General features: G+C 59.1%; 19 protein-coding genes and 2 pseudogenes. 7 read left to right on the top strand and 14 right to left on the bottom strand.

Annotation, left to right across the window (positions count from 1 at the left end; all coding sequences use genetic code 11):
• Nucleotides 1–607 precede the first annotated feature (607 nt).
• The 3 genes from JJB99_RS31140 to JJB99_RS31145 form a co-directional block, all read right to left on the bottom strand.
• Complete coding sequence (locus tag JJB99_RS31140; protein WP_349628989.1) at nt 608–1,828, bottom strand: Fic family protein; 1,221 nt, start codon at nt 1,826–1,828, stop codon at nt 608–610.
• A gap of 82 nt (nt 1,829–1,910) precedes the next feature.
• Nucleotides 1,911–2,204 (bottom strand): hypothetical protein, encoded by a 294-nt coding sequence (locus JJB99_RS36820; RefSeq protein WP_349628990.1) that lies wholly within the window; start codon nt 2,202–2,204, stop codon nt 1,911–1,913.
• A gap of 656 nt (nt 2,205–2,860) precedes the next feature.
• Nucleotides 2,861–3,061, bottom strand: a complete 201-nt coding sequence (locus JJB99_RS31145; protein WP_200496019.1) for a hypothetical protein — start codon at nt 3,059–3,061, stop codon at nt 2,861–2,863.
• A gap of 1,737 nt (nt 3,062–4,798) precedes the next feature.
• Between JJB99_RS31145 and JJB99_RS31150 the strand changes: the two genes are divergently transcribed.
• The gene (locus JJB99_RS31150; protein WP_200496020.1) at nt 4,799–5,917 is read left to right on the top strand and encodes an IS630 family transposase; all 1,119 of its coding nucleotides are present in this window, start codon (nt 4,799–4,801) and stop codon (nt 5,915–5,917) included.
• 887 nt (nt 5,918–6,804) lie between these two features.
• Nucleotides 6,805–6,998 (top strand): annotated as a pseudogene (locus tag JJB99_RS31155) (VOC family protein); the annotation flags it as partial.
• A gap of 4 nt (nt 6,999–7,002) precedes the next feature.
• On the opposite strand, the gene JJB99_RS31160 reads toward JJB99_RS31155, so the two are convergent.
• From JJB99_RS31160 to JJB99_RS31205, 10 genes are all read right to left on the bottom strand, one after another.
• Nucleotides 7,003–7,608, bottom strand: coding sequence for a TIGR00730 family Rossman fold protein (locus JJB99_RS31160; protein WP_200298485.1), 606 nt, complete (start codon nt 7,606–7,608; stop codon nt 7,003–7,005).
• 315 nt (nt 7,609–7,923) lie between these two features.
• On the bottom strand, nt 7,924–8,757 hold the full coding sequence (locus JJB99_RS31165; RefSeq protein ID WP_433995735.1) for an SDR family NAD(P)-dependent oxidoreductase: 834 nt from the start codon (nt 8,755–8,757) through the stop codon (nt 7,924–7,926).
• A 435-nt stretch (nt 8,758–9,192) separates the two neighbouring features.
• Complete coding sequence (locus JJB99_RS31170; RefSeq protein ID WP_200496021.1) at nt 9,193–9,939, bottom strand: sulfotransferase; 747 nt, start codon at nt 9,937–9,939, stop codon at nt 9,193–9,195.
• A 167-nt stretch (nt 9,940–10,106) separates the two neighbouring features.
• A complete protein-coding gene (locus JJB99_RS31175) occupies nt 10,107–10,895 on the bottom strand; it encodes an ABC transporter permease (protein ID WP_200300101.1) in 789 nt (262 codons plus the stop codon).
• Nucleotides 10,896–10,898: 3 nt separating this feature from the next.
• Complete coding sequence (nodI, locus tag JJB99_RS31180) at nt 10,899–11,858, bottom strand: nodulation factor ABC transporter ATP-binding protein NodI (RefSeq protein WP_246752424.1); 960 nt, start codon at nt 11,856–11,858, stop codon at nt 10,899–10,901.
• A 178-nt stretch (nt 11,859–12,036) separates the two neighbouring features.
• Nucleotides 12,037–12,639, bottom strand: a complete 603-nt coding sequence (gene nodS / locus JJB99_RS31185) for a nodulation methyltransferase NodS (protein ID WP_200298482.1) — start codon at nt 12,637–12,639, stop codon at nt 12,037–12,039.
• Nucleotides 12,640–12,689: 50 nt separating this feature from the next.
• Nucleotides 12,690–14,024, bottom strand: a complete 1,335-nt coding sequence (nodC, locus tag JJB99_RS31190; protein WP_200496022.1) for a chitooligosaccharide synthase NodC — start codon at nt 14,022–14,024, stop codon at nt 12,690–12,692.
• A gap of 19 nt (nt 14,025–14,043) precedes the next feature.
• Nucleotides 14,044–14,700, bottom strand: coding sequence for a chitooligosaccharide deacetylase NodB (nodB, locus tag JJB99_RS31195; RefSeq protein WP_200298480.1), 657 nt, complete (start codon nt 14,698–14,700; stop codon nt 14,044–14,046).
• Nucleotides 14,697–15,332 (bottom strand): NodA family N-acyltransferase, encoded by a 636-nt coding sequence (locus JJB99_RS31200; RefSeq protein WP_200298479.1) that lies wholly within the window; start codon nt 15,330–15,332, stop codon nt 14,697–14,699. Before JJB99_RS31200 ends, nodB begins: the two co-directional genes overlap by 4 nt.
• 76 nt (nt 15,333–15,408) lie before the next feature.
• Nucleotides 15,409–15,621: a hypothetical protein gene (locus JJB99_RS31205; RefSeq protein ID WP_200298478.1), complete on the bottom strand. Its 213-nt coding sequence runs from the start codon at nt 15,619–15,621 to the stop codon at nt 15,409–15,411.
• Between the two features lie 175 nt (nt 15,622–15,796).
• On the opposite strand from JJB99_RS31205, the pseudogene JJB99_RS31210 reads away from it, so the two are divergent.
• From JJB99_RS31210 to JJB99_RS31225, 4 genes and pseudogenes are all read left to right on the top strand, one after another.
• Nucleotides 15,797–16,751, top strand: a pseudogene (locus JJB99_RS31210) (LysR family transcriptional regulator).
• Between the two features lie 1,343 nt (nt 16,752–18,094).
• On the top strand, nt 18,095–18,805 hold the full coding sequence (locus tag JJB99_RS31215; RefSeq protein ID WP_200300100.1) for a MerR family transcriptional regulator: 711 nt from the start codon (nt 18,095–18,097) through the stop codon (nt 18,803–18,805).
• 585 nt (nt 18,806–19,390) lie between these two features.
• Nucleotides 19,391–20,494, top strand: a complete 1,104-nt coding sequence (locus tag JJB99_RS31220) for a branched-chain amino acid ABC transporter substrate-binding protein (RefSeq protein ID WP_200298477.1) — start codon at nt 19,391–19,393, stop codon at nt 20,492–20,494.
• A 237-nt stretch (nt 20,495–20,731) separates the two neighbouring features.
• The gene (locus tag JJB99_RS31225; protein WP_200298476.1) at nt 20,732–21,868 is read left to right on the top strand and encodes a hypothetical protein; all 1,137 of its coding nucleotides are present in this window, start codon (nt 20,732–20,734) and stop codon (nt 21,866–21,868) included.
• A 255-nt stretch (nt 21,869–22,123) separates the two neighbouring features.
• On the opposite strand, the gene JJB99_RS31230 is transcribed toward JJB99_RS31225, so the two are convergent.
• Entirely contained in the window at nt 22,124–22,849 is a 726-nt protein-coding gene (locus tag JJB99_RS31230; RefSeq protein WP_200298475.1) for a helix-turn-helix transcriptional regulator, read from the bottom strand.
• 2,717 nt (nt 22,850–25,566) lie between these two features.
• Between JJB99_RS31230 and JJB99_RS31235 the strand changes: the two genes are divergently transcribed.
• On the top strand, nt 25,567–26,316 hold the full coding sequence (locus JJB99_RS31235) for a hypothetical protein (RefSeq protein WP_200496023.1): 750 nt from the start codon (nt 25,567–25,569) through the stop codon (nt 26,314–26,316).
• Nucleotide 26,317 lies beyond the last annotated feature (1 nt).

A 26,317-nucleotide genomic window follows, 5' to 3' on the forward strand; every position in this document is an offset into this window, starting at 1 on the left:
CCTCATTCTATTTCAGACTTCGTAACGCTCGCGCAGACAGGTCACTGCGAAGAAAACTCAGGGGGCGAATCTGTCGGGAGTGAAGCACAAGCTATTCCCCTCTATCTTACCGGCGATGCCCTAGAGAGATGCCGAGCTTGATTGCCTTTTGACGGAGAGAACCTTCCGTCCTTTTCATTGACTTCGCGATCTTCGCTACGGGCACCCTCGCCTTGGAGTGCGCGCGAAGTTCTTTGACGTCCGCGTTCGTGTACTCGCGGCGGACTACTTTCTTCACTTTCTTTGCCATTGCAAATCTCCACTCGTTGTTGAGCGGGGCTTCTAGCACGAAAGATCAAATTAGCAATCTTGCGACGCGTCGCATTTCGTGCGATTTATAGACCGTTTTAGCGAATTCACTTCCGGCCTGATGCCTGCAGAAGTGCTGCTTTCAATTGAATCAGCCAGAATTGAGATCCTGAAGGGTCTTCCGGACGTGATCGCGGCGCGATGTTCGTGCGCGCGTCGTAGTACCGCTGCCAAGTGTGACTCGCATGCGATAGGAGTGATGTTGGGGAGCCGGTCGCGGCGCTGAATCATCCGTGTGTGCGCCTGCACTGGGATGCAGTTACTTAGGAAACGCATTCCTGTAACTCGCCTCGACTTTGGCGATCTCATCGTCGGTCAGTTTGGCGGATTCTTTTTCGCGGCCACGTTTCAACAGAACACCCGTGTTCTGGCGCAGGAAGCGAAACAACAGGTCGACGGTGCCGTCCGGCATGCCGACGATCTCCGTCACGCTACGACTGAAGGTGTCGTAAGCTTGCAGATATCTGGCTTCCGCCGGCAAATCGACGTCGATCGTCCTTGCCACGCATTCATAGAGGAATTCGGCGTGAGGCGTGGCGTCGAAAAAACGATAGAAATCGGCCGTCTCATTGAGGACCCGAACATTCCCTTTGTCTGTCGGCTCCCATTTGATGAAGGGCAGCAGGCGGGCCGAATAGCTTTCAAGAGTGCGCCGGTAATCGTTAATGCAATCCAGGATAGCGGCGGAGACTGGAAACACCATGCCCGGCGGATTTAAGCCGCATTCCGCCAGAATATGATGGATCAGATATCGGTGCAGCCGGCCGTTGCCGTCCGCGAATGGGTAGATATAGATAAACCCGAAGGCGAGGACTGCGGCGGCAAGGACCGCGTCCAGATCCGGCGCTGCCTTGCGGTCGAACGCGACGAGCCCCTCGATCAAGGACGGCAGGTCCTCGTGCCTTGCGCTGAAATGGTCCGGCAATGGCGCGCCGGAGTCGCGGTCCCGGTCGCCCACAAAGCTCCCCTCGTTGCGCAGGCCCAGCAGCACAAAGCGATCGTCGCCGATGACGATGCGTTGCAGGCGCAGCAGTTCGTCGAGGTCGATCGGCTTGCGCCCGGCTTCGTCAATGGCTCTACCCCAGCGTTGAATACGCTCCTGCGGCGGATGCTCGCCTTCGATCTCAAAGCTTGAGCGCGAGTCCTTTAGCAGCAGGAAGGCGGCCGTGCGCGCCAGCACGTCGGCGGGCAAGTCGGCAATAACCTCACGTGCGCGCGCCGGCAGGTTGCGTTTGGTGAATTCACGTAAGGTCTCTGTCCGGAAGATCATCGGGCAGAAGGACGGCGTCCCAGGCAAATTGCTTTTGACGCGGTGACGCGTGGAGGTAACCGCGGCTGCTGTCCATTGCAGATCGGGATCGACAACCTGCACGTAAGTGCCCTTCTCTGCAGCCGGCAGATCGAGGGTCTTGCCGAGCAGCCACTCGTACAGAAACCAGCTCCGTCGGGCATAGGTGCCGGTCGGGGTGCCCCTGACCATGGCCTCGATCGGCTCTGGTCCGGTTGCCTGAAACAGGGCTTTGAGACCAGCAGGTCCAGCCCTTCGTATTTGAGAGCGAAGGTCAGATGTCCTTCAAGGCTGGCCGGCGGCGCGTGGCGTGGCGTGTAATGTGCCAACCGTCTTGCTGGTACGTCTTATGGCGCGGGCCGACGGCGGATAGCGTGCGCGGCATCGGAACTTTCAAGCCGACGGCGTCGATCAGCGCCGCGTATCCCACCGGTGTGGCGCGTTCGGGTAGCCTTGAGCCGTGAAAAGTCGTGATAGGCTCTGAAAAACGATATTTGCGGGTCGTGGCAGCCGAGCTTGCCGGTGAGGCAATTGGCATGAAAAATCGAAATTTTCTACGAAAATCCATAACTTTTAGCCCGTTTGCGTGAAATATAGGGTCTCGTGACTAGAGGGGATGGTGCGGAGCGGGCGTTTCCTTGCTGACCTGATGGATAGAGCATGGTCGTTTCGGCAGGAGACGCGCCAATGCAAACCGCGTGACGTTGGCTATCAGTGATCCGCACCGGCCGGCAGTGGTGTCAGGATCAGCCCATTCAGGAGGCGGCGCATTTGCGCTCAGTTGGATCGCCTCGATTTCAAGCTGGGGTTTGAAGGTGAGCGGACGACCGCGGGCTTCCCTCGCGTTGGGACTGCGGGCGCAAATGACTTTTCCAGGCCGACGGCGTTCTGACTATCTGGGCAAATTCAGCACCGTCAGAAAGCGTTCGCCCTGTTCGCGGGCGACGCGCCGGCGCTCACGGCGTACGCGCCGACCGTGGTGCGTCAACGCCGCAAGCTGCGATGGGCAAAACTTTGGAGCAATCAGGTTGAGATTTTCGGCCGCCGGCGTTGAATCACTACGACGAGCTTCCATACTAGTCGTCTGGTGCGTTCGGCCCAATCCTGGCCGCTGGTCGCCAGGACCATCATGGTACGCGTGAGGCCCGCCATCGCGGCCAATCCGTCCGGATAGCTCACCAGCACTGCCAGGCACTATGTGACCTCGAGGTCACCGCCTCGCGATTATCGCCACATCGTCGGCGCATGCGACAGAGCTTCGTGGCCGACCTGCCGCAGACTGTCGGGCGACGTTTCCCCCTTGGTGGCGGCTTCTAGAATTTTGGACGCCACATGGGTGCGGGCGCCGGTCTCGTGACGGGACACGCCCTCGCAGACCTCTTCCAGGACCGCGCGCAAGAGCGCGGTGGTAGCCGTATTCAACATTGGGAAGCCCCCAGCGGAAAGTCCCCTCCTAGCAGGTTTCTTCCTCCCGGAGATTCAACAGTGTTAAACTGACGGAAAACTTTTACGAGCCTCAAGGTCGCGGCGTGCATCGCGCGCTTTTGCTCGCCATCTTCATGCGAGTTCAGCGTGCTCGGCGGTCACGATGCGCTCGTGCTCAAATTCGGCCTTGCTCGCTTCCGACCGGAGGGGACCTATCCAGCGTCAGCCCCAAATCTGCCTCAAGACAATGACCATGGGTGCGGACGCAAACCTCCGACGGGAGGATCGTCAGTCTGTGGGTAACGGTTGAATCGAACTGAACACAGTCTCCAGGATAGGCCGCGCCAATCCCCATGGCCACGCTGCCGACAACGGACTGCAGAGCTCGGATCAACAGGCGCGCGGACATTCTCCTGCATCATCACCCGCAGAAGCGATGAAACGATTTTTGCGCGCAAGAGGACGCGCGTCCTCAATTCTGCGCCGAGACGGCAGCTACGCGCGCGAAAGAAGAGTACATTCCCGGGACTCTTAGCACGGGCCCGCCTAAAGCGGTCTCGCTCGCACAACCCCTCACGTCCGTCAGCTGGCGGTCAGCTTCGCTGACTATGACCCCTCGCGGGCTCATCAGCCGTCGGCAATGTAAACGAATCACCGATAGGAACTCAACTGACCATGGATCGCCGAACCGGCCGCTACATCCACTTTTTAAATGGCGCGCGAGCGATGCAAGGCGAGCTTGTCCACTGAAGCAATTCCGACGAATGGAGCTGGATCCGACCAGGTAGAGTGTCTCCAATGCCATGCTGAGCTGTGAGACGTTCTCGAAGCAGTCAAAGTGATCCTCCATTGATCTAGCAGCGCGCCGCAGGCTGCCTGGCGAGAACATCATCTCGGTCCACAGCTGAGTTCAGCCAAGGCGCCCCCCCGCTCCGTGATGATCCAGTCTCTGAAGTGAGCCGAATTCAGTTCCTGCCTGCTGCTTCAAAAGCCTGATTGTTTGGCAGAGCGCGATGACCAGGGCAGAAGCGGGAACGAGCCGACGAAGACACCTACAGCGCCGAGACGAGCGGCACTCTCGGGCGACAAATCGAATCCGAGAACCACGCTGCGCCGCATGAACCCTTATCGGCGGACATATGACGGCTGATGATCGGAGCTTATCAACACCAGCATCGTGGTGAGTCGTAGCGGGCCGCGTTCGCTTTGGCCACGAGTTCGGACCTTCGACCGACAATTGAAACACACAGAATAGGAGATGAATCATGCACTGGCGCACACCAAGACTACAGCTGAATGAGGGCGATGGCTATTTTTCGTCTGGTGCCTCGAAGCCCCTGAGGACCCGGAGCCGGTGGCCGCTCGCGGCCCTTGCCCTCACCTTGATGCTTTGGGGCGCGCTATTGCTCTTCGCCACGTTCTCGTAAGCGCCAAGCCATCCGCGGGCTCGCGGCCATCTGGCCGCGCTCCCGCTGGCCTACACGAGCAGGCACACTCGATGGATCGAGATATCAGCGAATGCCACTTTCGAGCTCAACAACACGCCCCTCAGCGCCACAAAGCCCATGTGCGTTCCACAAGCACACCGTTGGTTCCAAGGATTGCCTCGTGCAGGTGGCAATGCCGTTCCCAGTACGACTCGCAGCTAGTGTCCCGAGTCACAAGTTCGCAATCATAGATTCGCAGGAGATTCGCGTCGCTGTGCCAGAATGGAGGCAAACAGCGAGGGAGTCTGCGATGGCGATCGGGCAACTTGCTCCCCTGATACTGAGCGATGATGAGCGTGCCGAACTGACGTCGCTGGCGATGCGGCGGAAGACGGCGCAGGCGCTGGCTCTGAGAGCCCGGATCGTGCTGGCCTGCGCGGAAGGCGGTCAGAACAAAGAAGTGGCGGCCAAGCTGGGCTTGGACCGGTCGACGGTAGGCAAATGGCGTCGGCGTTTTGTGGAGCGGCGCGTGGACGGGCTGCATGACGAGCCGCGCTCGGGGGCGCCACGCACGATTGACGACGCCCGCGTTGAAGCCGTGATCGTGAAGACGCTTGAGAGCCTTCCAGAGGACGCCACACATTGGAGTTCCCGTGGCATGGCGAAGGCCAGCGGATTGTCGGTGTCAACGGTGCAACGTGTTTGGCGGGCCTTTGGACTGCAGCCCCATCGGATGGAGACGTTCAAACTCTCGAGTGATCCAAACTTCGTGGCTAAGGTGCGCGATGTCGTGGGACTTTATGTCTCGCCGCCGGAGCGCGCCATCGTTCTCTGCGTGGACGAGAAGTCACAAATCCAGGCGCTGGACCGTAGCCAGCCGATGCTGCCGATGCGCCCCGGCCAAGCGGCCCGAAGGAGCCATGACTACAAAAGGCATGGCACCACATCTCTGTTCGCCGCCCTCGATATTGCGACCGGACGAGTCATTGGCAAGTGCTACGGGCGCCATCGCGCCGCCGAATTCCGCAGGTTCCTCGACGAGATCGAAGCAAGCGTGCCGGCCGAGCTCGACGTTCACCTGGTCATGGACAATTACGCCACGCACAAGACGCCGTTGATCCAGAGATGGCTGGTAAAACGGCCACGCTGGCACGTGCACCTGACCCCGACCAGTTCGTCATGGCTCAACCAGGTGGAGCGCTTCTTCGCGCTCCTCACCGACAAGAAGATCAGGCGTGGCGTCTATCGCAGCGTAGCTGCCCTCAGGGCAGACATCTCCTCATTCATCGAACGACACAACGCCGATCCCAAACCGTTCCGATGGACCAAATCCGCCGATGACATCCTTGCTTCCATCGAGCGCTTCTGCCGTTACAATGCCCCGGCAAAGCAAGACGCAAGCTTGCGAACTTCTGGTTCAGGACACTAGACGCGATCGAGCCAAGCCCATCCCCATGGGTGCGATCAAGGCACCAGCTGCGTCGATGCGGTTGGTCGACCCGGGCTGCATACGGAAACTGCCGAGAGCGCAACTCCCCTGAACGATCATGCAGCAGCTCCTGCTTGCGCTCTCTAACGTCAAAGGCGCAAGTTCCCGCATATTCGGCATCCGGACTCAATTGGCTCGCGGGCGGTGACCATGTTGATGCAGCACGTCGCTGAAGCTTGCAACGAGCGCACGCGATGTCCAAACCGACTTGTTTTCGGACCGTTCGGCAGCGCTTACAGCTCCTGAAGCACGCTTCGTCAGAAGACCGCTCCTGACCGACCGCTATCCCTGTTTATGCCGTACTCCATCAAGATGCCGCAGCACCTTGGAATTCGGTTCACTCCGACTGAAGAAGATCGTGCGAGACATTTGCCGCGCCAATCGACAAATTGATCATCGATCTAAAACATGAGTGATGGCGTTTTGCGCGAGAACAAGGCGGCCCCGGTTCAGGTGTCGTAATTTGGATTGATCCCGAATGGCAAGCCTGGATCTGCGCGGGTTGCGAGGTCGCGCACCGCCGGGCCGTTTTTCTGTTCATCCGAGCGCAGCAGCAAGAGGCAGATATGCGCACCATCACTTTCCTCTGTCCGATCACACGAGTTATGGTTCAGCATCGGCTAATGGACGACGAAGCGGCCGAACACCAGTTTCAAGGCGTCTTTTGCCCCGCCTGTTCCCGGCTGCACTTTGTAGATCGCAAGACCGGAAAGCTGCTAGGCAGGAAGACGAATGACGGCGCGTCCTCACAAACCGGCTGAAGTACGGCGCAGCCGAAGGCCACTCCGCTTGCGATACGCGCGCATTTGGCTCCGAGTACCAGCACCGAGGGCGTGCACATCTGCCTGCGGGCGAAAACAACAGGCGAGGTCGACGCGTTTCATGCCACAGCGCTTGCGAGCGGCGGCGCATCCAATGGCGCGCCGGGCATCCGTCCGCATGGCCGCGTGCATTACTACGCAGCCTTCGTCGTCGATCCTGATGCAACCGGATCGCGGCGGTGACGTTTCCGGCTGAATAATCTTCTAGAGCTTCCGCGCGATCTCCGGGGCGAGCTGCTTTTCCGCCTCGGCGATCTGGGCCGCCGCCGATTTCAGCTTCGGCAGAATATCCTCGACGCGATCGGCCTTGAGGATATCGACCGAAAAGCCGACGCGGATGAACTCGGTCTGGCGCATGTGCGACAGCAACAAGAACAGTGGATCCCAGAAATTGTCGATATTGGCGAGCAGCACGGGCTTGGCGTGACGGCCAAGCTGCTTCCAGGTCAGTTGCTCGACCAACTCCTCCAGGGTGCCCACGCCGCCCGGCAGCGCCACGAAAGCGTCGGAGCGCTCGAACATCAGCCGCTTGCGCTCGTGCATGTCGGGGGTGACGATCATCTCCTGCACCCGAGCCAGTGCTTTCTCGCGCTTCCGCAGGAATTCGGGAATGATGCCGGTGACGATGCCGCCGTGATCCAACACGGAGGTCGCAACCGAGCCCATCAGGCCAAGCGAGCCGCCGCCATAGACCAGGCGGATGCCGTTCTCGGCGAGCGCCTTGCCGAATGCCTTGGCACCTTCGGTGAAGTGGGGATTGGTTCCGCGACCGGAGCCGCAATAGACACAGACGGTTTTGATCGTGCTCATTGGCACCATGATACATTGCAACGAAGTCTTTCGATCGTCCAAGGTGTTGCGATGAATGACCGGAGCCGATTTGCATCTGAACCCGCAGGCTTTGCCTTGACGGGCTCCTGATCGCAAACGGCGCTGTTCGGCAACGCGACCGCAAGAGCAAGCGCAAATGTCTTGCACCTTGGTCCGGCACAGCGGATCTCGTGACCAGATTTCTGGCCTGAATTCCTTGATCTGCCTCTTCTTTGCCGTTTCGATTGACGGTCGCAGGTGCCGGCCAGGGAGACAACGCTTGTGTCGTGCACGTATCGCTCCATCTTCGGCCGATCAGAGGTGTTGGCCACCATTGATCGGCACTTCCACGCCGGTAATATAACTGGCGTCATCCGAACACAGGAAGAAGATGAGTTTAGCGACCTCTTCAGGGGTCCCCACCCGGCGCAGCGGAATGTTCGGTACGACCCGTGCTTCCGTATCTGGTGACAAAATGTCCGTCTTGATCTCGCCCGGGGCGATCGCATTCACACGAATTCCATGCGGCGCATAGTCGTGAGCCATCTCGCGTGTGAGACACGCAAGAGCGGCTTTCGAAGTCGCGTATGCGCTGCCGGCGAAGGGGTGCACCCGGGAGCCTGCAATTGAAGTCACGTTGACGATTGATCCGGACGCGGCTTTCAATTCGGCAAAGAGCCCTTGCGCTAGCAGAATTGGAGCCACCAAATTGAGATGGAATACATCCATCCAGGTCTCGATCGAGGTCGCCAACGATGTTAGTCGTGCGCCGCTCGACGTCTTCGGTGACATCGCTGCATTGTTGATCAGGGCGTGCAACGGCGCGCCCGCGAGGCGCTCTTTGACGTCCGCGATGGCGCGCGGCAGCAAGCGATGGTCGCTGAGGTCGAGCTGGACATGACCATTGGATGCGCCCTCCCAAGGGCATCGCCGGGCATCGATCGGCTGGCGCGCACAAGAAATGATACGCCAGCCGGCGTCCGAAAACAGCTTTCCGGTGGCGTAACCTATGCCACGCGATGCTCCGGTCAGCAGCAGCGTCTTTCGTTCTCTCCGCCGGGCGCGGGCCTTATCGGGTTTGGAACTGCGCTCGTTGTCAACCGACATTGGTCTGGCGACCGCATCTTTGTTCGGCAGATCGGCCCTCAAACACGCCTCCTATCAGGTTACGCTCAACCTTCTTGGTGCAGGAATTGGGCCATCTCTACCGACAGAGTGATTCACGCGTTTTGCGAAGCTAAGTCCTGTGGTTTGCGACCTGCTTGGCGAGTTCGAGACACCAAGTCCGTTGGCTTTCCGACAGCGGCACCGCGGGGACCGCGCCACAGGACCTTCTTCCTTCGCGCACAGCTGCGCACAACTTCGCTCAGTAGATCTGGGCTGCAAGCGCGAGTGAAGGTCCTGCCGATGTTGAACGCCGCCGCACGCGGCTCATCCTCGAGCAGTCATCAGCAACCATGCGGCCATCCAATGACGCATGCCAATTCGAGATGCCTGCTCGCGGGTAACCCCAACCGTTCATAGCGCTGCTCTTGCCTCCACCAGGGGGCATTTGAACGCAGGCGCCCCGGCATAGAGCAATTCTCAGGCGTCAACAGCCTCAAAGTACTTGGCGTAAGGTCCTTCTTTGAATTCGCGACGCAACTGATCAAAGTTCTCTACGGTTTGGTCTAGCGGTCGCACTTCCTGGCGCTGCAGCTTGAGGCGACCGGAAACAGGCCGCACAGGAAGGCCGAGGAATTCCCAAACCCGCTCCAAGCACAGGCGCGGCTCGCGAAGAAGCCTCTCATACTTGAGCTCAAGGATATTGGACGAGGCGAACGACTGCCTGATCCTGTCGTGGAACTCAGCGGTGGCCTTGAAGTAGGTTTCGCAGGTGCTGAGGCTTAGGCTGACGAGCGGCGGTGGCTTGCCGTCGCTGTCAGAGTCGTATTTCAACCATTCACCGGTTTGCCTCGCCTGCACGAGTGAGCGGAGAGATTCCAGCGGATTTCGACGACACACGACGACCTTAAGGCGCGGCCAACCGGCCAGCTCAGCCATCATCCCCGGACGGTGATGAAACTGCGGCTCGTTGATCTTGCAGCCAACATGCGTCACATCGTTTTTGTCGCTCCGTGCTGGATAGCGCAAGTAGGCACACTCCAGAAGCTCACGATCGCTACCTAGGAGCCGCGCCTTGTCGGGCCAATTTGGATCAAACTCATTGAGCAATTCCCCATTGCTCACCACGTTTGGATGTTCATTGAGCAATTCTTCCAGATAATGGGTGCCGGTCCTCGGCATCGCGAGGATGACGAATGGCTCAGGCGATCGTTCGGATTTCAACATTGCGACAGCTCCTGATTGACAAGGTCGAGACAGTTCGACCCCTACCAATGAGGCAAGGTCAGGCCACACGTGATACTATCGTTCCATAAAGCGGATATAAGAGCATCCTTGCCGCCGGCCTCCGTGACTTTTCCGCAGAACCGATTCACACTATGTTTGGCGTTTGTTCAACGCATCAGCCGGCGACGAAGCAGCAAAGCCGATACGACGAACGCGACGACAGTGTATATGCAAAGTACGCCCACATGCAGGCCGATGCTGCCGGCGTCCCGGTCCAGCATTGCCGGCCGAATGAGGTCAATCGAATGCGCTAGCGGCAACGCCTCTGCTACGCGCTGCAGCGCGACAGGCAGTTGGGCTACGGGAAAGATCGCCCCGCAGAGGTACATCATGGGTGTGAGAAAGAGGGTCTGATAGAACACGAAGTAGTCGTAACTGGGCGCGAGCGCTATCACGACCATGGCGAGGCTGGCGAAGGCAACACCAGTGAGCGCAATGGCTGGCAGCGCGTAAGGGATAGACGGCCATGCCGCATAGCCCAGCGCGGCGGCGACAATCGTAATTCCTGTTCCTGCCAGAACGGCCTTTGTCGCAGCCCACGCCAATTCACCGAGAACGACGTCGCCAAGCGTGAGCTCCGTGCAAAGGATCGCATCCCAGGTGCGCTGGGCGTTCATCCGAGCGAAGGCGCCATAGACGGTTTCAAAGGTCGCGGAAATCATCGCGCTTGTCGCGACCATCCCAGCTGCCAGAAAGGCCACGTATGAAATGCCATCGACTTGGCCGATCATCAGTCCCAGGCCGAAGCCGAGACCGAACAAGGCGCTCATGGGCTCAGCGAGGTTGCCAAGAAGCGATGCCAGCGCCGCTTTGCGCCAAGCCATGTAATTCCGGCGCCATACGGCGCTCCAGTTCCACGCATTGGCGGGCAGAGCGGCCGCATACTGCTCCCACATCATTCAGTCCCTCATCTCCCGTCCGGTCAACCGTAAGAAGACATCCTCTAGGTTCGGTGGCCGCTGAAGCAGACGAAGACCGGTCCGCCCACGCAGCCGCGCGAGCACCTGCTCTGGATCCGGCGCATAGCAAAAGAGCGTCTCGCCGCTGATTTCGGTACGTTGAGCGAGCGGCTTGACGAGAGCGGAGAGCTCGTTCGGGTCACCACCGTAAACCTCAATGACCGGGCAACCGATCTGTTCGTCGATCAATGTGTGTGGCGGCCCTTCGGCGATCTTGCGTCCTGCCTCGAGGACGCACAGGCGGTCGCACAATCGCTCCGCCTCCTCCATGAAGTGCGTCGTCAAAAGGATGGTCTTGCCGCGCGACAGCAGCGCCCGCAGCCGCTCCCAAATCAAATGCCGCGCATGCGGATCGAGCCCGGTGGTCGGCTCATCCAAGATAAGGATCTCCGGATCGTTGATGAGCGCCCGCGCCAGCGTAAGACGCCGCTTCATGCCACCGGATAGTTCGGTCACCCGCGCGTTCGCCTTGCTCTCAAGGCGGGCAAACTCGAGAAGGGACGGCGTGACCTTCTCGACATCCTTTGCTGTCATCCCGAAATAGCGCCCGAACACCAGCAGGTTTTCGCGTACGGTGAACTCGAGATCAAGATTGTCAGCTTGTGGAACGACGCCGATGCGTTTGCGCGCCAATCGAGCGCGGGCCGGCACTTTCTCGCCGAGCACAGTTATCTTGCCAGCCTCGGGCGTGGACATCCCGAGAATCATACGCGCAATCGTGCTCTTTCCGGCGCCGTTCGGCCCCAACAGGCCGAAGCACTCTCCCGACGAAACCGTGAACGACAGCTGGTCGACGACCACCTTCTCGCCATACGACTTTTTCACGGCCGTGAAATCGATCGCCACGTTCGACACGCGCTCGGCCCCCCTGTCAGCCGGCGTGACCGGCGCCGGCTCCATCGGGATTGTCCGCCTTGCGATTGGCGCTGCTTCGACGCCGCCGAGCATTTTTTCTATTCCTTCTGCTACCAATTTCTCGGCGCGGCCAGCCCGCTGATCTCGCCTTCAACAATTGCAAGGCATCCGTCTGCGATACGAGAACTCTGACATGGATATGTCAGCCTGCAAACCGGATTGCTTATGCAGCCGGTCTCCGAAAGCTGGCGATCAAGCAATCTTCGTTATCCGACTCACCTTTGCATTGGACACGCTCGACCTCGACCAGCGCTTCATTCAGCATGGCGATGACCGTCTCTGCACCGGCCACGTGACCCCAACGTCGGCAGATGTGGTCGCGCGCCGATCCGAAAATCACAAGCCCGTCTGGCGCGAGCATTCCGACCAAGTTGTCGACGGCTGCGCGCATCTCCAGCGTGTCGCTGAGGTAATAGAGGACTTCTGCTACCACAATAAGGTCGAACCGCTCTGGTGGCGAGAAATGTTGGAGGTCGGCGACTTTCCAGCCGATATGTGACCATCTCTCCGTCCGGCGACGTGCGCGGCTAATGGCCTGCGGCACGACGTCGACGACCGTGAGCCGTTTGCAGTGAGGCGCGAGCATCTCGGTGAATGCGCCGGCAGCGCACCCGACTTCCAACGCGCTTGTGATGCTTTGGCGGGAGAGCGACATCCGAAGCATTTGCGTGTATCGCTCCCGCTCGAACGGATTCGCGTCCAGACGCCACGGGTCATCTGCGACCAATTCTCGCTCTAGCAACTGATAGTTCTTATCTAGGCTCACGAGCTTCTCACCTCCTTGACGCGCACAGTTCCGCCTCGCCTCCAGGCCTGTCAGGTACCGTCAACGTCAAAAGCATGTGCACGTGTAGCCGTTTCGCCCATAGACGGTGCAATACCCGAATGGCCTGCGGCATCTAACCTGGCGCTCTGCCTCAGCGTGCTGGCCTGGCCTTCACCTGAGTCCGGCATATTGGCGGCCTTGCGCGACAACCAATCGCTATTGCTCAATGTACACAGCGCATATGCCTTCACAGGAAGTAACAAGAACATGCTGATCGGCTTGTGCAGAGCGAAAGCGAGAAAGCGAAGCTGTCGGGCACGAAATGCTGCCAGGCTGCAGCGAACCATGGTCATGGACGCGATGATCAGTATTGTCGGCCACGGCAACTCGCTCGTAACTGCGATTTGCGCAAGCGCGGTCAGTATTGAAACGCCGAGCAGCAGCGGAAGGAGGTTCTGCCCGACAATGTCCAGCGTGATGTAGAAGTCGAGCCTTGGCAGCAGGGGTAGCGCAAGCCCCGTGTCCCGGAAGGTACTGCGTGCCCACCGCAATTGTTGACGCAGATATGGCACCAGCCTATCCGGAACGACGGTTGCTGCGATCGCGTCAGGAACGTACTCAGTTCGAAATCCGGCCGCGAGCATCAGGATCGTGAGATGGCGGTCCTCGCCGAAGTCGCTTGGCTTTCCTCGAAAATACTGCGTCTCGTACTCGTGGAGAACCAAATCGAGCGCCGTTCGGCGATACATGGCGCACGGGCCACAGCAACACAAGACCGCTCCGAAGCGAGCTTCCGCCAAACGCTCTTCATTACAGGCTAGCCAGTACTCCATATCGATCAGCCTGGTCAACCAAGAGCCGCTTCGATTGCTGGCTGTGAGCTGCCCCATAACAGCGCCAACCGCTGGATCTTGCATCTTCCGTACAAGCTTGGTCACGACGTCGATGGCGATTGTCGTATCGGAATCGACGTTGAGAACCAGATCGCCGGACGAGCGGTGCAGCGCTGCAATTTGCGCTTTGCGCTTGCCAATATTCTTTCCCAGCCACATGAAGTTGAACCGTGGATCATCTGCATAGGCGTCCTGCACGGGCCACAGGTATCTACGATTGTCCGAGCCATCATCGACCACATATACCCGCACCTGCCCTTCGTAGTCTTGGCTTGCGATCGACTCGAGGCACGCCGACAGCGTGCGCGGGTCCTCGTTAAAGCAGGGCACGATCACATCGACGCTCGGCAGCGGGCCGGTCTCTGACGCGTAGTCAGTCGGGGACGGAACCTGTGTTCGGAGCGCGTTGAGCGTCTGCATGCTCCTGTAGATCGCGGACAGCAGGGCGTAGGACGACACGGCGACAAGGCTTGTTGTGGCAAGCAAACTCATGGGGGGACGTCTCTTTTTTTCAATGGGATTGAGGAAGTGAGCAGATGGCGAACCCTTGCTCGCCCAATGCCGGAATCAGCCGGGAAAGCGCCTCGACGGTCTGATCGCGACCGCAATCGACGGCTTGCTCGCGCTCGCCGGGAGGACATCCGTCGTGCAAGAGCACAACAGCACCAGGCCGGACCGACGTCAGCACTGCGTCAACGATCGCCGGAACACCGGGACGAGACCAGTCTCTCGGGTCTACTGACCAGTGCAAGGGGATCAGTCCGGCTTTGGTTGATATCGCGCGTACTTGGTCAGTCCAGATGCCATACGGAGCACGTATGTGCCGCAGTGGCGCCTCGGGACAAACTGCCCTGATGACGTCGCTTGCCGACTGAATCTCATGTTCCACCTCAGCTGGTTCGCACCTGGAGAGATCGGGATGGGTCATCGTGTGGTTTCCGACTTCATGCCCTTCTGCGATTATTCGTTGGATCAGCTTCGGGTAAGCTGCCGCGCACGCCCCGATCACGAAGAACGTCGCCGGCACTCCGTGCCCCGCGAGAACGTCAAGGATGGAAGCCGTCCAGCGTGGATCAGGACCGTCGTCAAAGGTCAGGTAAACGTTACGATCTCCGGTGGCGCACACGTGCTCGCTTCGCGCTTCCGACAAGCCGCCGAGAGCGGTCACAGCTCTGGCCCGTTCCGATCAATCATGGTCCCGGCCGGCCATTCGCTTATCGGACGTCCGATTGGGAAGACCAGAACCACCAAATCGTGGTCGGTACGGGTCGGCGGCAGGTCCAGATAAATATCCGGCCGAGTTGAGCGCACGCTCACTCCCGGCAAAATCGTTGCGAGACCCTGACGGCCGACCAGCTTGGTCACATGCTTCTGTAGTGCCGGCCGTACAGCGCCAAAGCCAAACGGAACACCGAGCTGCTGCAGCAGCGGATACATCACCCGCATCGAGTGCGTGATCCCTAGCCCCTCCAGATCCGGACGTACGCCATACAATCCCAGCTCGGCCACGAGCAGGTCGACCTCTCCGACTTTGATGAAGCGGCGCAGTGCGCTGATGTGAGCGGCTATGCCATGTGCATCATAGCCGATGACACGAAGCTCAGGCCTCGCGCCGGCCCAGCTTCGTCCCCCTTCGAACGGCTTTGCGTTGAATTCACCGGTCGGCCCGTATGTCTTGCGAAAGAACTCGGACAGTTCGATGTGTTCGGCAAGCTCCAACTCGTTTTCCCAGCACACCCTCCACCGCACTTTGGAGTGCGTGGAGAACACTCCTGTATCGTTGGATATAGCAATGTTCATTGTGGTCCCCGTGGTGACGTTCGAGATCTGATCTGGCATTTTATGCACGCGAGTTTTTCATTCTCACCCGGCGCAGTCATGAGCCAACGTGACACGTCGGCGCGCCTTGCCCAGTGCCCGGAGCCGCGTTCACGATGGAGAGAACATTGAGGAGCGGCGCCGTCCGCATGAGATCGCGCAGATGTTCCAGCAGCGCTTTGGGCAGATCGCCTTCGATCCGCTTGGACGCGTCGCCAGCACGCTTGCCAACCGTACGCGAACCGAGCAATGGCGGGGTCGCGATGGACATGCGCCGCGGTGGATGCTTAGAGGACGCTAGAAGATCCCTCACGGGGCTGGGGCAACGATCAATAATCATTGTGGTACGCCTGACTCCGATCCGCGATTTTGATATCTCGCACTGCATCAATCGGTAAAATCGATTGTTTCTATGGTAGACATCCACGGATTGGATACTTCCCGCCATGCGTTTCAAAGGGCTCGATCTGAACCTTCTCGTGGCGCTCGACGCTCTGATGACGGAGCGCAACCTCACCGCGGCTGCGCAGAATCAATCTGAGCCAGCCGGCCATGAGCGCGGCGGTTGGCCGTTTGCGATTCTACTTTCGCGACGAACTATTTGCGATGAGGGGCCGAGAACTCGTGCCGACCCCACGCGCGGAAGCACTCGCTGGCCCAATTCGCGAAGCCCTGCTGCACATCCAGCTCTCCATTATTTCGCGGGATGCGTTCAACCCAGCTTTATCGGATCGCCGGTTCAGGATCGGCGTTTCAGACTTCGTCATGATCGTGTTTTTTCAGGCGATCGTGGAGAGGCTCGCACGAGAGGCTCCGGGCGTCGCGTTGGACTTTCTGCCCCTCGCCGACGACCCCGATGAGCTTCTCCAGCGCGGTGAGATCGACTTCCTTGTCTTGCCGGAAATGTACATGTCGCGCTCCCATCCAAGAGCGGCGCTGTTCGAGGAGAAACTCGTATGCGTGGGGTGCCGGACCAACAAGCAGCTCTCACGCAAGCTGACGTTCGAGAAATACATGTCGATGGGACACGTAGCAGCCAAATTCGGGCGCACGCGGAGGCCTCCGATCGAGGAATGGTTCTTGATTGAGCACGGTTTCAAGCGACGCCTCGAGGTTGTCGTGCAGAGCTTCAGCATGATTCCGCCCATGCTCTTGGGCACTGGTCGGATAGGCACGATGCCCTCGTTGCTGGCCAGGCATTTCGGAAAGACGACTCCCCTGCGGATCGTCGATCTTCCACTGCCAGTCCCGTCTTTCACCGAGGCGGTCCAATGGCCGGCCCTTCGCAACACCGATCCGGCAAGCATCTGGATGCGGACCCTATTGTTGGAGCAGGCCTCGCGCATGCCTTTGGCGCGCGCCGCCGCATCAACTCGCAAGGCCTTTTCGTCCTTCAAGTGAATAGACCACTGTTGCACAATTCAGATGTGAACTGAAAGCAACCTACTAGTGAATGGCGGCAGAAGAAGCAAAATGTTCTTTTGTTGCATCTTCGCGTTCAACTGTTCTGACCCCGCCATCAGAGCCGGCGCATGACGCCGAGCCAATAGCGAAGGGCTGAGCAGATGCAGCACACTCGGGCCGCTGATGTCGCCAAGTGTGTTGCGTCAACCTCACTCTGTCGCCGCGAAAATTTGACGACGCATCACTTTGGTGGTAGCCGCGCACTCCCGTCGTTTTCATCGACATGCGATGTGTCGCTTGCGATCGTCCTAGTAATGGAGCCAACATGTCTTTGGTCTCTGGCCGTCCTGATCGATGTCGATCGAAGACGAAATCGCGAATCAGTTGGCGCGATTGGCAAGGCGCAATGTGCGGCTGCTGCACATGTCGAACACGCCAAGGGATGCACGGACGTGCAAGTTGATCCCGTTCCAGACCATGCAGAAACCGCCTCGCGCCTGCGCGAGCAGGTGTCCGCCCTGAACTCACCACCGCGCAGATCTCAGCCGGTCGTCTGGCTCGCGTATCCGCACGAACACGGGAATGATAGTTCGACAGTCCTTGGCCGCCAGCGCAAAAGAACGGTGGCCTCTCAATGACGCACCGCAAGTAAGCCGCTCTCCTCGGCCGTTCTCAGTTGCGATCGCCGCGCCATCTCTATTCCTGCCGTATCTCCGCCCATCCCTCGCGGTGATCGTTCAGGCGCCGCGATGCTCTGACTCGAACAGTTCGCCGTCAGTTTCGCGCACCAGTCCGCTGTGATTTCGCAGAGCATTCGATTGTCGAGATTCGCTTGGCATCGGCTGCCTGGCTTTCAGGCAAGGCAACGTCGGTCGCTGTTGCACAACCGCGTCACTTGAGCGCTTATCGCTGCTTCCTCGATGAACGTTGCCGATCCGTCGTCTTTTCGCCCAACGGCGCAGTCAAGCGCCTCGGCCACCTAACACGATCACAAACACGGAGCCGAATGTTGGTGGAGTCTAGTGGTGTCTACGATCCGGAAGATCTCACGGTCCTCGGCGCGATATTTGATAAAGTCATCGCGTCGCTGCCGGAATGCATGCGAACGCCTGACAACCGGATCACAATCGCCAAACTTGTTCTGGAGCGTACAGCAGCAAGCCAGTCCGGCTTGGCGTCCCTTATGCTCTTGCTCGACGCCCTTCCATCCGCCCACTCGGTTGAGCGGCGACCGGAGGAGAGTCCGCTTGCTTGCGCCAGAAGAGACGACTGTTCAACCAGCTGATTCAAGTAGCTTGATTCTCACGTGACGTCAGGTTGTAGGCTTCCAATTGAACATCATGATCAAAGCTACACCACGACGGCGTCGATGGCGCATTGGAGAACTTGCGGAGGCGACCGGGGTCACGGTACGCACGCTGCATCACTACGAGCACACGGGTCTGCTCAGTGCGTCCGAACGTACGGACGGCGGTCATCGAATGTACGAACGTGAAAGCATTCAGCGGGTGTCGCAGATTCGTGCGCTGCGCGAGCTCGGCTTTTCACTGAACGATATTCGCACCGCAATGGGGGGTAAGACTTCACTTACTGACCTCTTGCGCAAGCATCTGGAGCAAATTGAACTTCAGGTCGCGCGCACAACTCAGTTGCGGGATCGTTTGCGCAACATGACGACGGGCTCTGAGACGCAAGTCAGCGTGCATGAGCTTCCTGCTGCTCTGAATGCGGCCTCGCGCGCTGACGCACGCCCCCAGCCTCCGCCATGCACGTGCGCGGTCGGCGTTGAGCGAGAAGAGCGCTGGCGAAAGATCCGCGATGAATTACGCGACTGTGTCGATCGCGGCGAGCACCCTTGTAGCGAGCGGGCCGCTGCCGTGGCACTCAAGGCGCGCGCGCTCATCACAGAGATTGCGGGGCCTGACCCGGCTGCCTCAACCATGCTGAAAGTCCTTGCGCGACTGAGCACGCCACGCAACCTGGCCGGCTGGAACCACAGCTTGATGCAGTACCTTGATCTCGCAATGGCCGCACTGCAGGACAGGCAGTAGCGCGGCCGCCGATCCAGTCGCGTCCTTCATTTGAAGGATTGGCGACCGCAGGCCTTGAATGCTGCGTTTCCGGCTCAGGGCTCTTTTATGCCTTTCTATCATCCTTCCGCTGTCGCTCCCTTCACGAGAACCACTCACGATCATTCGAGATGCGTGTCTCGAATGGGCTTGAATCGGACGTAACGTCAGATTGTAAGATTGACTCTGCTGGCGCGGGGACGCTCTCAAGAGCATGGGTTGCCCTTGGCCCCGCACGCCTGTTTTTCCACGGTGCGCATTCTCGACGTTCGCAAGGCAATGAAGGATCGTTATGGGGCTACCAGAGTCTGATCAGCGCGGATTGCTTTGCGCCGACCGCGAGTGTGGTCCGAGCCGGCTTTCCTATGACCCTGCCCGAGCGCCGGTCGAAAGAAAGGATCCTTGGGGCATCGTTCGCCAATCTTTCACTCACCGCGGCACGCGCGCGAGCACCTGGCGGAGACCGGCTCCCAGCAAGAGCTTCCGTCCACGGCTGTCGTTGTGCGCGCCTCAGCAAAAGTAAATAAGTCCAGGTAAACAAACTCAAGCCCATATGGGGAGCTCATCATGTCAATCCATCGCGCCATTTCTGTCGCAGCGATTCAACTCCTTGCTTTGATGTCCGCTGCATCTGCGGCCGACATCAATATTGCTGTCGCAGGGCCGATGACTGGAAGCAATGCTGCGCTGGGAGCGCAGATGCGAGACGGAGCTGCTGCCGCGGTCGATGATTTGAATGCGTCAGGCCTCCTTCCAGGAACGAAGGTCGTGTTGAGCGTCGCCGACGACGCATGCGATCCCAAGCAGGCGGTCGTCGTCGCCAATCGGCTTGCATCAGATCAGGTCAAGTTGGTCGTTGGCCACTTTTGTTCTTCCTCGTCGATACCGGCGTCCAATGTTTACGACGAGGCGCAACTTGTTCAGATATCGCCGGGATCTACCAATCCCGCGCTCACAGAGCGTGGCATAAAATCCGTATTTCGTATCTGCGGTCGCGACGACCAGCAAGGCGTCGTGGCGGCCGAATATATCCGCCGGCACTTCCCCACCACCAAGATTGCCGTACTCGACGACAAGAGCACCGCTGGCAAAGGCATTGCCGATGTCGTCTCGAATCATCTTCGGGAGCTCGGGATGTCGGATGTGAAGCGACAAAGTTATGTGGCCGGGGAGAAGGACTACACGGCCCTGGTTTCGAGGATGAAGGCGGACGGAATCAAGCTTGCTTACATCGGTGGCTATTACAATGAGATCGGGCTGATCGTGCGTCAGGCCTCAGACGCAGGTGCAGGTATGACCGTGATGGCCAATGATCCTCTGATGACCCACGATTTTTCGATGATCGCGGGCAAAGCCGGAAACGGTACACTGTTCACCTTTATGACGGATCCCACCAAGAATGCTGACGCGGCGAGCGTCGTGGCACGGCTCAAGGCCTCCAACCGATCTGCCGAAGGTTACTCGCTTTACGCCTATGCTGCTGTGCAGGCATGGGCGAAAGCCGCAAAACGCGCGGGCACTTTCGATTCTGTGAAAGTGGCAGCTACGCTGCGTTCGCAGCCAATTGACACGGTGATCGGGGTCGTCCGATTCGACGCCAAGGGAGACAATTCGGCTCCCGGCTTCGTTGTCTACCGTTGGCAAGACAACATCGTCGAACAGGCCGAGTGAATTGATCCCCCTCATCACGGCTGGATCGGCTCGTTCAGCCGCTCGATGCAGTGATGCATCTGTCAAGGGGCACGAGCGCACTGCTCGTGATTTTCGTCCCCCGTAACCGGACTTCTTCAGAACTCTCGATAGTCGATCCAGCTGGTCAACTGGTGCGGTTTGCCGCGCTTGTTGACCTGGGCTGCACCACACCAAAACAGAGGCTCTCCAATGCGGAAGATACTTGTAGCTTGTAGCATGCTCGTTCTTGCTCAAGCTCAAGCCAATGCTCAAGATTCCCACCTGCTTGCCGCGGTGGAGCAACCTGCCGCGGCAGGTGAGGCTGATGATCAATCGGCCCAAGAGCCATTTGGAACGCCAGAGGCTCCAAGCCCAGTTCCGGCTGATACTACCGAGTTGGGGTCCATTGACGCGACCATTATGTTTCTTGCGGACGTATATGGACCCGCGCCACAAACAGCGGAGCGTCGCAGTCTTCGTTATGAACAAGCCAAGAGATACATTGACGCGCATCCGGGTACGCCTGGCGTGCTGTTCATTGAAGACGTCATCGATCATCGTGGCTCGAACGACTTGGGACCACATCACGAGCTCGAGTATCGCGAGACCCCGGCTCACTATTACGTGGGCGGCGGGACGCTAAATGACACTGTGTTCGGGTTCGTTGACGGACCGTTTCCTCCCGTGTGGACGATTGAGGCGGCACCGGTCTATTCCAGTCTTATCTATGTCGATGCACAAGGCAACGAGACGTATGTCAGCGAGAGCAAGGTCAAGCAGATGAACGATCTCGCCCCCGACCTGCTGGACGAGATGATGCGACGCCAGGATGCGGATCGACGCTATCATGCCAATCAAGGCTTTCTGGCAGATGAGATTCAGAGAGCCGCGGATAACGGCGATAACTTCCGCCTGGCCCAACTCACCGAGCAGAAACGGCAAGCACAAGCTGCGTATTGTGCGGCGATGCAGGTGCGTCAGAAGCGGGATGCGGAGATCGATCGGATGCATGACCTCAACTCGAAGGCGGACGCCGGTACGATCAGCGCTCCCGAGCGAGGGGAACTCGACAACTACTCCAAGCGATCTGAGTTCATCGACTCGACTGCACTTATTTCTGACCGCGATGCCGCTGGTCCTCCGCCAATCAGCTGCCCATTGTGTCGGAGCACGAACATCGCAGTATTGCGAACTCGACATTTTACGGGGAGATACCAGTTTACCTCTAGCGAGGACCGGTCTGTGGTCATGGCTTATCGCCACGGTGACGCGGGTCCTATTGGCCTGCTGATCGGTCTGCCGAAGGATCTGTCAGGACCGATATTCGGTAACTGGACCAATGCGGGAATGACCTTGCCGTCCCCCCAGAAGTGACAGCAGTTTGCGACGCCGCCCAGCATGGTCTGCATAGGTACGATCAGGACCGTTCCGCCGGTCCGTGCGAACCTAAGCCCGTGCTTACTGGAACGCTCGGCGCCTGGTCAGTCCTTGCTGGCGCTATCGAATCGGCGAAAGCGGTCGTCCACGAGAACCGGCTGCCACGGCTCCGTGCGGCTCGAGGCGATGTCCACGTTTGTGGTTTGCAGTTCCAGGACGGACGCCTCTCACCGAACGATTCGGTCCGGGCATTCAAATGAGGTTCTGGCGAATGGCCTTTGCAATTCCGTGGGTCCGGTTTGAAGTACCGAGCTTTCGTATCGCGTTCTTGAGATGGAAGTTGACCGTATTCTCGCTCACCTCGAGTATCTTGCCTATTTCCCAGGAGGACTTGCCCTCTCCCACCCATCGCAAGCAATCTTTTTCCCGCTCTGACAGTGCAACTTCGCAAGTTGAGCCCCTCGCGGAGGGGCGCGAGATCTCGGCAAGGGCAATGTGGAAGTGCCAGGCTAATACGTTGAGATGACTCATCTGGCACTGCGGATCAGCATCGTCGAACGGGGATGCAAAGGATGCCAGAGCGACTTGGCCCAATGGTCCGTACAACGGCACGCTCATACCGTGCTTCAGACCTGCCTCTTTGGCTTCTGCGAGTACGCGCTGCTCGCTGGGTTGCAATTGACATTTCTTCGCAAGTTGATCCCACAGGAACGGCCGCGAAAGCGTTGGTGCCCGTCGTACCACCGGATCGATGACACGGTACTTGCGCTCAACGTACCGGCCGCACCAATCGGGCGGGAAGGTCACCGTCACCCCCGAGGGCAGATATTCGGGTAGACCACATGCCTCCGCGAAAGTGAGGGCACCATAAGCGACTTCACTGAAGCCTTTTTCGCTCGCGCAGCTTACGAGAAGGTCGAACAGGACCTTGATGGAGTGCGTTGCCTTGGCGCATTCGATGAAATTGAAAAGATCCATGTAGCGCCTCTCGAGGCCGCGCGCCCCAAATGTCGTACTGCGTCGTTGGGCGGAGCTTGTTGAGGGCGGAGTGTCGTTCGATCGCCTTCACCGTTGGGCTTCGCCTCTTTGCAATGCGAGCGCTCGAGCGTTGCGGCACGCAGTTCCCGAGTTGGTTAAGCTCTCCCGAAACGCGCTCGGAAGGAATAGGCGCCTCGAAGCAGCGGCGGTTCGAGAAGGCCGCGGACGCCTATCGATCGCCTAGGCGCGCGGACACATCGCAACTGTCGTGTCGACAGCTCTGTGATGCGGCTGCTGGGGGCGCGCTGACGAGGAGAACGGTCCGGCGTCCTATTCGGCCCTAGCTCGGCTCCTGGTTGCGATTCGGCTCGTCGTAGCGCGCAGCGCCGGCTTTCACGAAGAGGGAGAGCGGCCGGTATCGCGCTATCTTCGAGCATCTCGCTGACTTGAGCACGACTGACGTTTAACAGTGTGCGGTTGTGCCATTTTAGGCGCCATAGCGGTGGCGGGGCCTCGACGTGCGTATTAAAGTCTCCGCAGCCCGGATCCACGGTGGAGCGAAGCGCTTGCGCTCCCTTTGTTCGATGCTGGTGACGACGCGCTTGATGGGCCGCACGAGATCGCCGTTGCCGAGGACGAGAGCGCGCAAGGCTCGCACGCTGTCTCACGCGCCAATGGCCAAGACTTTCAGCTCCTCGCGGCACATGTTCCCTCACCTCCGCCGCTGACGCCATTGCGATCAACTCGCACCATCCAGAATGGTCGGAATTACGCAGGCGCGCCTGACCTGGAGCTGGGACGCGGGCCCGCGCGCAGTCGCCACTTTGCTTCATCGAGACGAAACGGTGCATGCGGGACTCCGGCACTTCCGAGCTGGCCTGAAGACAGCAATTGTCGTACCAGTTCCCGGCAGTCATGAATTCACTTCTAAAGCAGTCTGTTGAGCCATTCGCCGGTCGTTCGCCGGGCCAGAGGACCGAAGCAATTCCGACATTCGTCCGAATGCGACACTGCGCTTTACTACAAGCGCGATTTTTGGCGATGCAGGTCTGCACACTTGCCGCTGGGGACGACAGGCGCACCCCGTCTGCCGCACCAGGCAGGCGCGCAAGAGGCGCCCCTGTAATCCCATGCACGGCGAAGCGTATGGTCGAGAACTGCTGAACGCGGCCGACCGTCAGACCGACGTCATCCAGTCCTAGCAAACAAGGATCGAGCGTGCCGGTGCGGCACCAATGCTCCGGGTTGCGACCAGCGATTCGCTCCCCCTCGATGTCAGAGCATACTCGGCCGCTGGCTGGTCCACTTGCGGATCATCGGACAGATCGCCTTGACCGGATACTGGACGACGCATGCGGCTGAATGGCCGCCCCCTTCAAGATCTGTCCGATGGACCGGTGCTCATCGCTCGACGCCGTCCCCGATCTGCACAGTTGCGGGCAGTAGCCGCCAGGCTCTCACTATCGACGGCCGGAACAAACCAGATGCCAACACGTCATTCTAATTGCCCGGGGCGGCAGCACTGCTCCTCGACTGAGCCTTTCAAGGCGCGATCGTTGTCACATGATTGACCGAATGTGGCACTTGGTTGTTGCCAAGAGCCTCGGTCGCGTTGCACCAGAGACTGAGCGAGTGACGACGGGATTGAGGCGTGCAGCATCCCGTCGTTCTGGAGCGTTCGCGCCAAACGGGAATGCGCCACAACCCGAATGCGCGACCCGCGAACAACACCCTCGGCGCCGTTTACATCCGACGTGCGCCGAGGGCTTTTGCGTGCACGGACAATGAATCCGCTCGCAAACTCAACATCAACTCTTTCGGTCCATTCAGTGCAACTCCCCGGTAGGAGGACCGACGAACTCCAGAATCGACTCTGCCTTCTGAACCTCGTGCGCGAGGCGCTTGAAAATACGAATGGCAGACGCCGGCGTAATGAGGAGTCCAACTCTCTCGCAGGCGAGTTCGAAGTGACGCGCGACCTGCTCGTTACTAGGGGCAACTCGGCTCTGCAGCGCGCATCTGGTTAGCGAGGCGAGCATGTGCTCGACCACATCCATTTCAGCCTGAATCACCCCTCTTCCTTCTTTCAGCTGTTGGCCCCGCCCGCAAACGTCATCTCGCTAATTGACGGCCAAGTTATGACCGACACACTAGCGGTCCGTCCGCGGCGGGGCTCGCCTCGCGACGGCCCTAGCACGACGTGCGATGATGGCACAACCCGCGATGACTTGCGTCGACAGCTCATGCTGCACACTTCGCTGCGCGATGCAGCTCAATTGCAAAGCTGTCGAAGCTTCCAACAAGTCTACACTTCAGTCGAAGATGCCTGACTCGACCGCGGCACAGCGCACAATGCTCCCTTACAGCTGAGCTGGTCCTGCCGCTGATCCAGCTCGCCTGGCATTCGCGAGATGCGTTCTCGCTTGGGCCCGATATCTTGCATCCGCACCGCTGCTAACAAGCGATGGACGCCGCATGTGCTTGGCGCCAGAGTTAAAACCTGACGCAACGTCAGATCGACGGCGATGGCCGCGGTCGGGATTTCTTCAAGCTGTTAGATTGCTGCGAACCTGACGTAGAGCGCCGCCACGTCAGACATCGCTCGCAAAACTTTGCAAAACTTCCACAACCTCTTCTTTCTGCCATGTTCACATCCAAAGCAGCGGCTGTCGATCGCGCCTCGCGGTTGGCGTATCGGATGTCTAAAAAGGAATTCCATGGCGAAGCCGGTTGTAATTGTGGTGGGCGCGGACAAAGGTGGGGTCGGCAAGACGACCGTATGTCGGACGCTTCTGGACTATTTCAGCGTGAACAAGGTGCAGACCCGCGCCTTTGACACGGAGTCGCCGCGAGGCACGCTGAAGCGCTTCCATTCCAACATCACTGAGATCGTCGATATGACGACAACCGCAGACCAGATGAGGATCTTCGACACCTTGAACGCAGGGCTGTCGGTGACCGTGATCGACGTCCGCGCAGGCTTGCTATCGGTCGCGCTGAGCTCATTGCGCGACATCGGATTCTTGGACGCAGTGAAGTCCGGCCAGATCACCTTTGCCGTCTTCCATATCCTTGGCCCGTCGATCGCTTCTCTGGACGAGATTGCCGAAACTGCCAACTTCATGAACGGCGCAAGATATTTCCTGGTCAAGAATTTCATCAACGATACTCAGTTCTTTCAATGGGATCAGTCGACTTACGACTCGTATTTTCACCGCATCAAGGGCGCCACCGAACTGACGATCCCGAAACTCAACGAAATGGCCTATGAGCAGGTCGAGGTCGCTTCCGTTCCGTTTGTGAACTTCGCAGCAAACAAGGGACCGCTCGATGAGATCGCGAACCACTCCTTTGTGCTGCGCGGCTATGTCCGGCACTGGCTGGCCAATGTCTGGTCCGAGTACAACCGCATCAATTTGATCGATCTGACCGGCGCCACATCAGCACCCCGCAGCAGTGAAACGTAGT

The organism is Bradyrhizobium diazoefficiens, from assembly GCF_016616235.1.
Lineage (GTDB): Bacteria > Pseudomonadota > Alphaproteobacteria > Rhizobiales > Xanthobacteraceae > Bradyrhizobium > Bradyrhizobium diazoefficiens_H.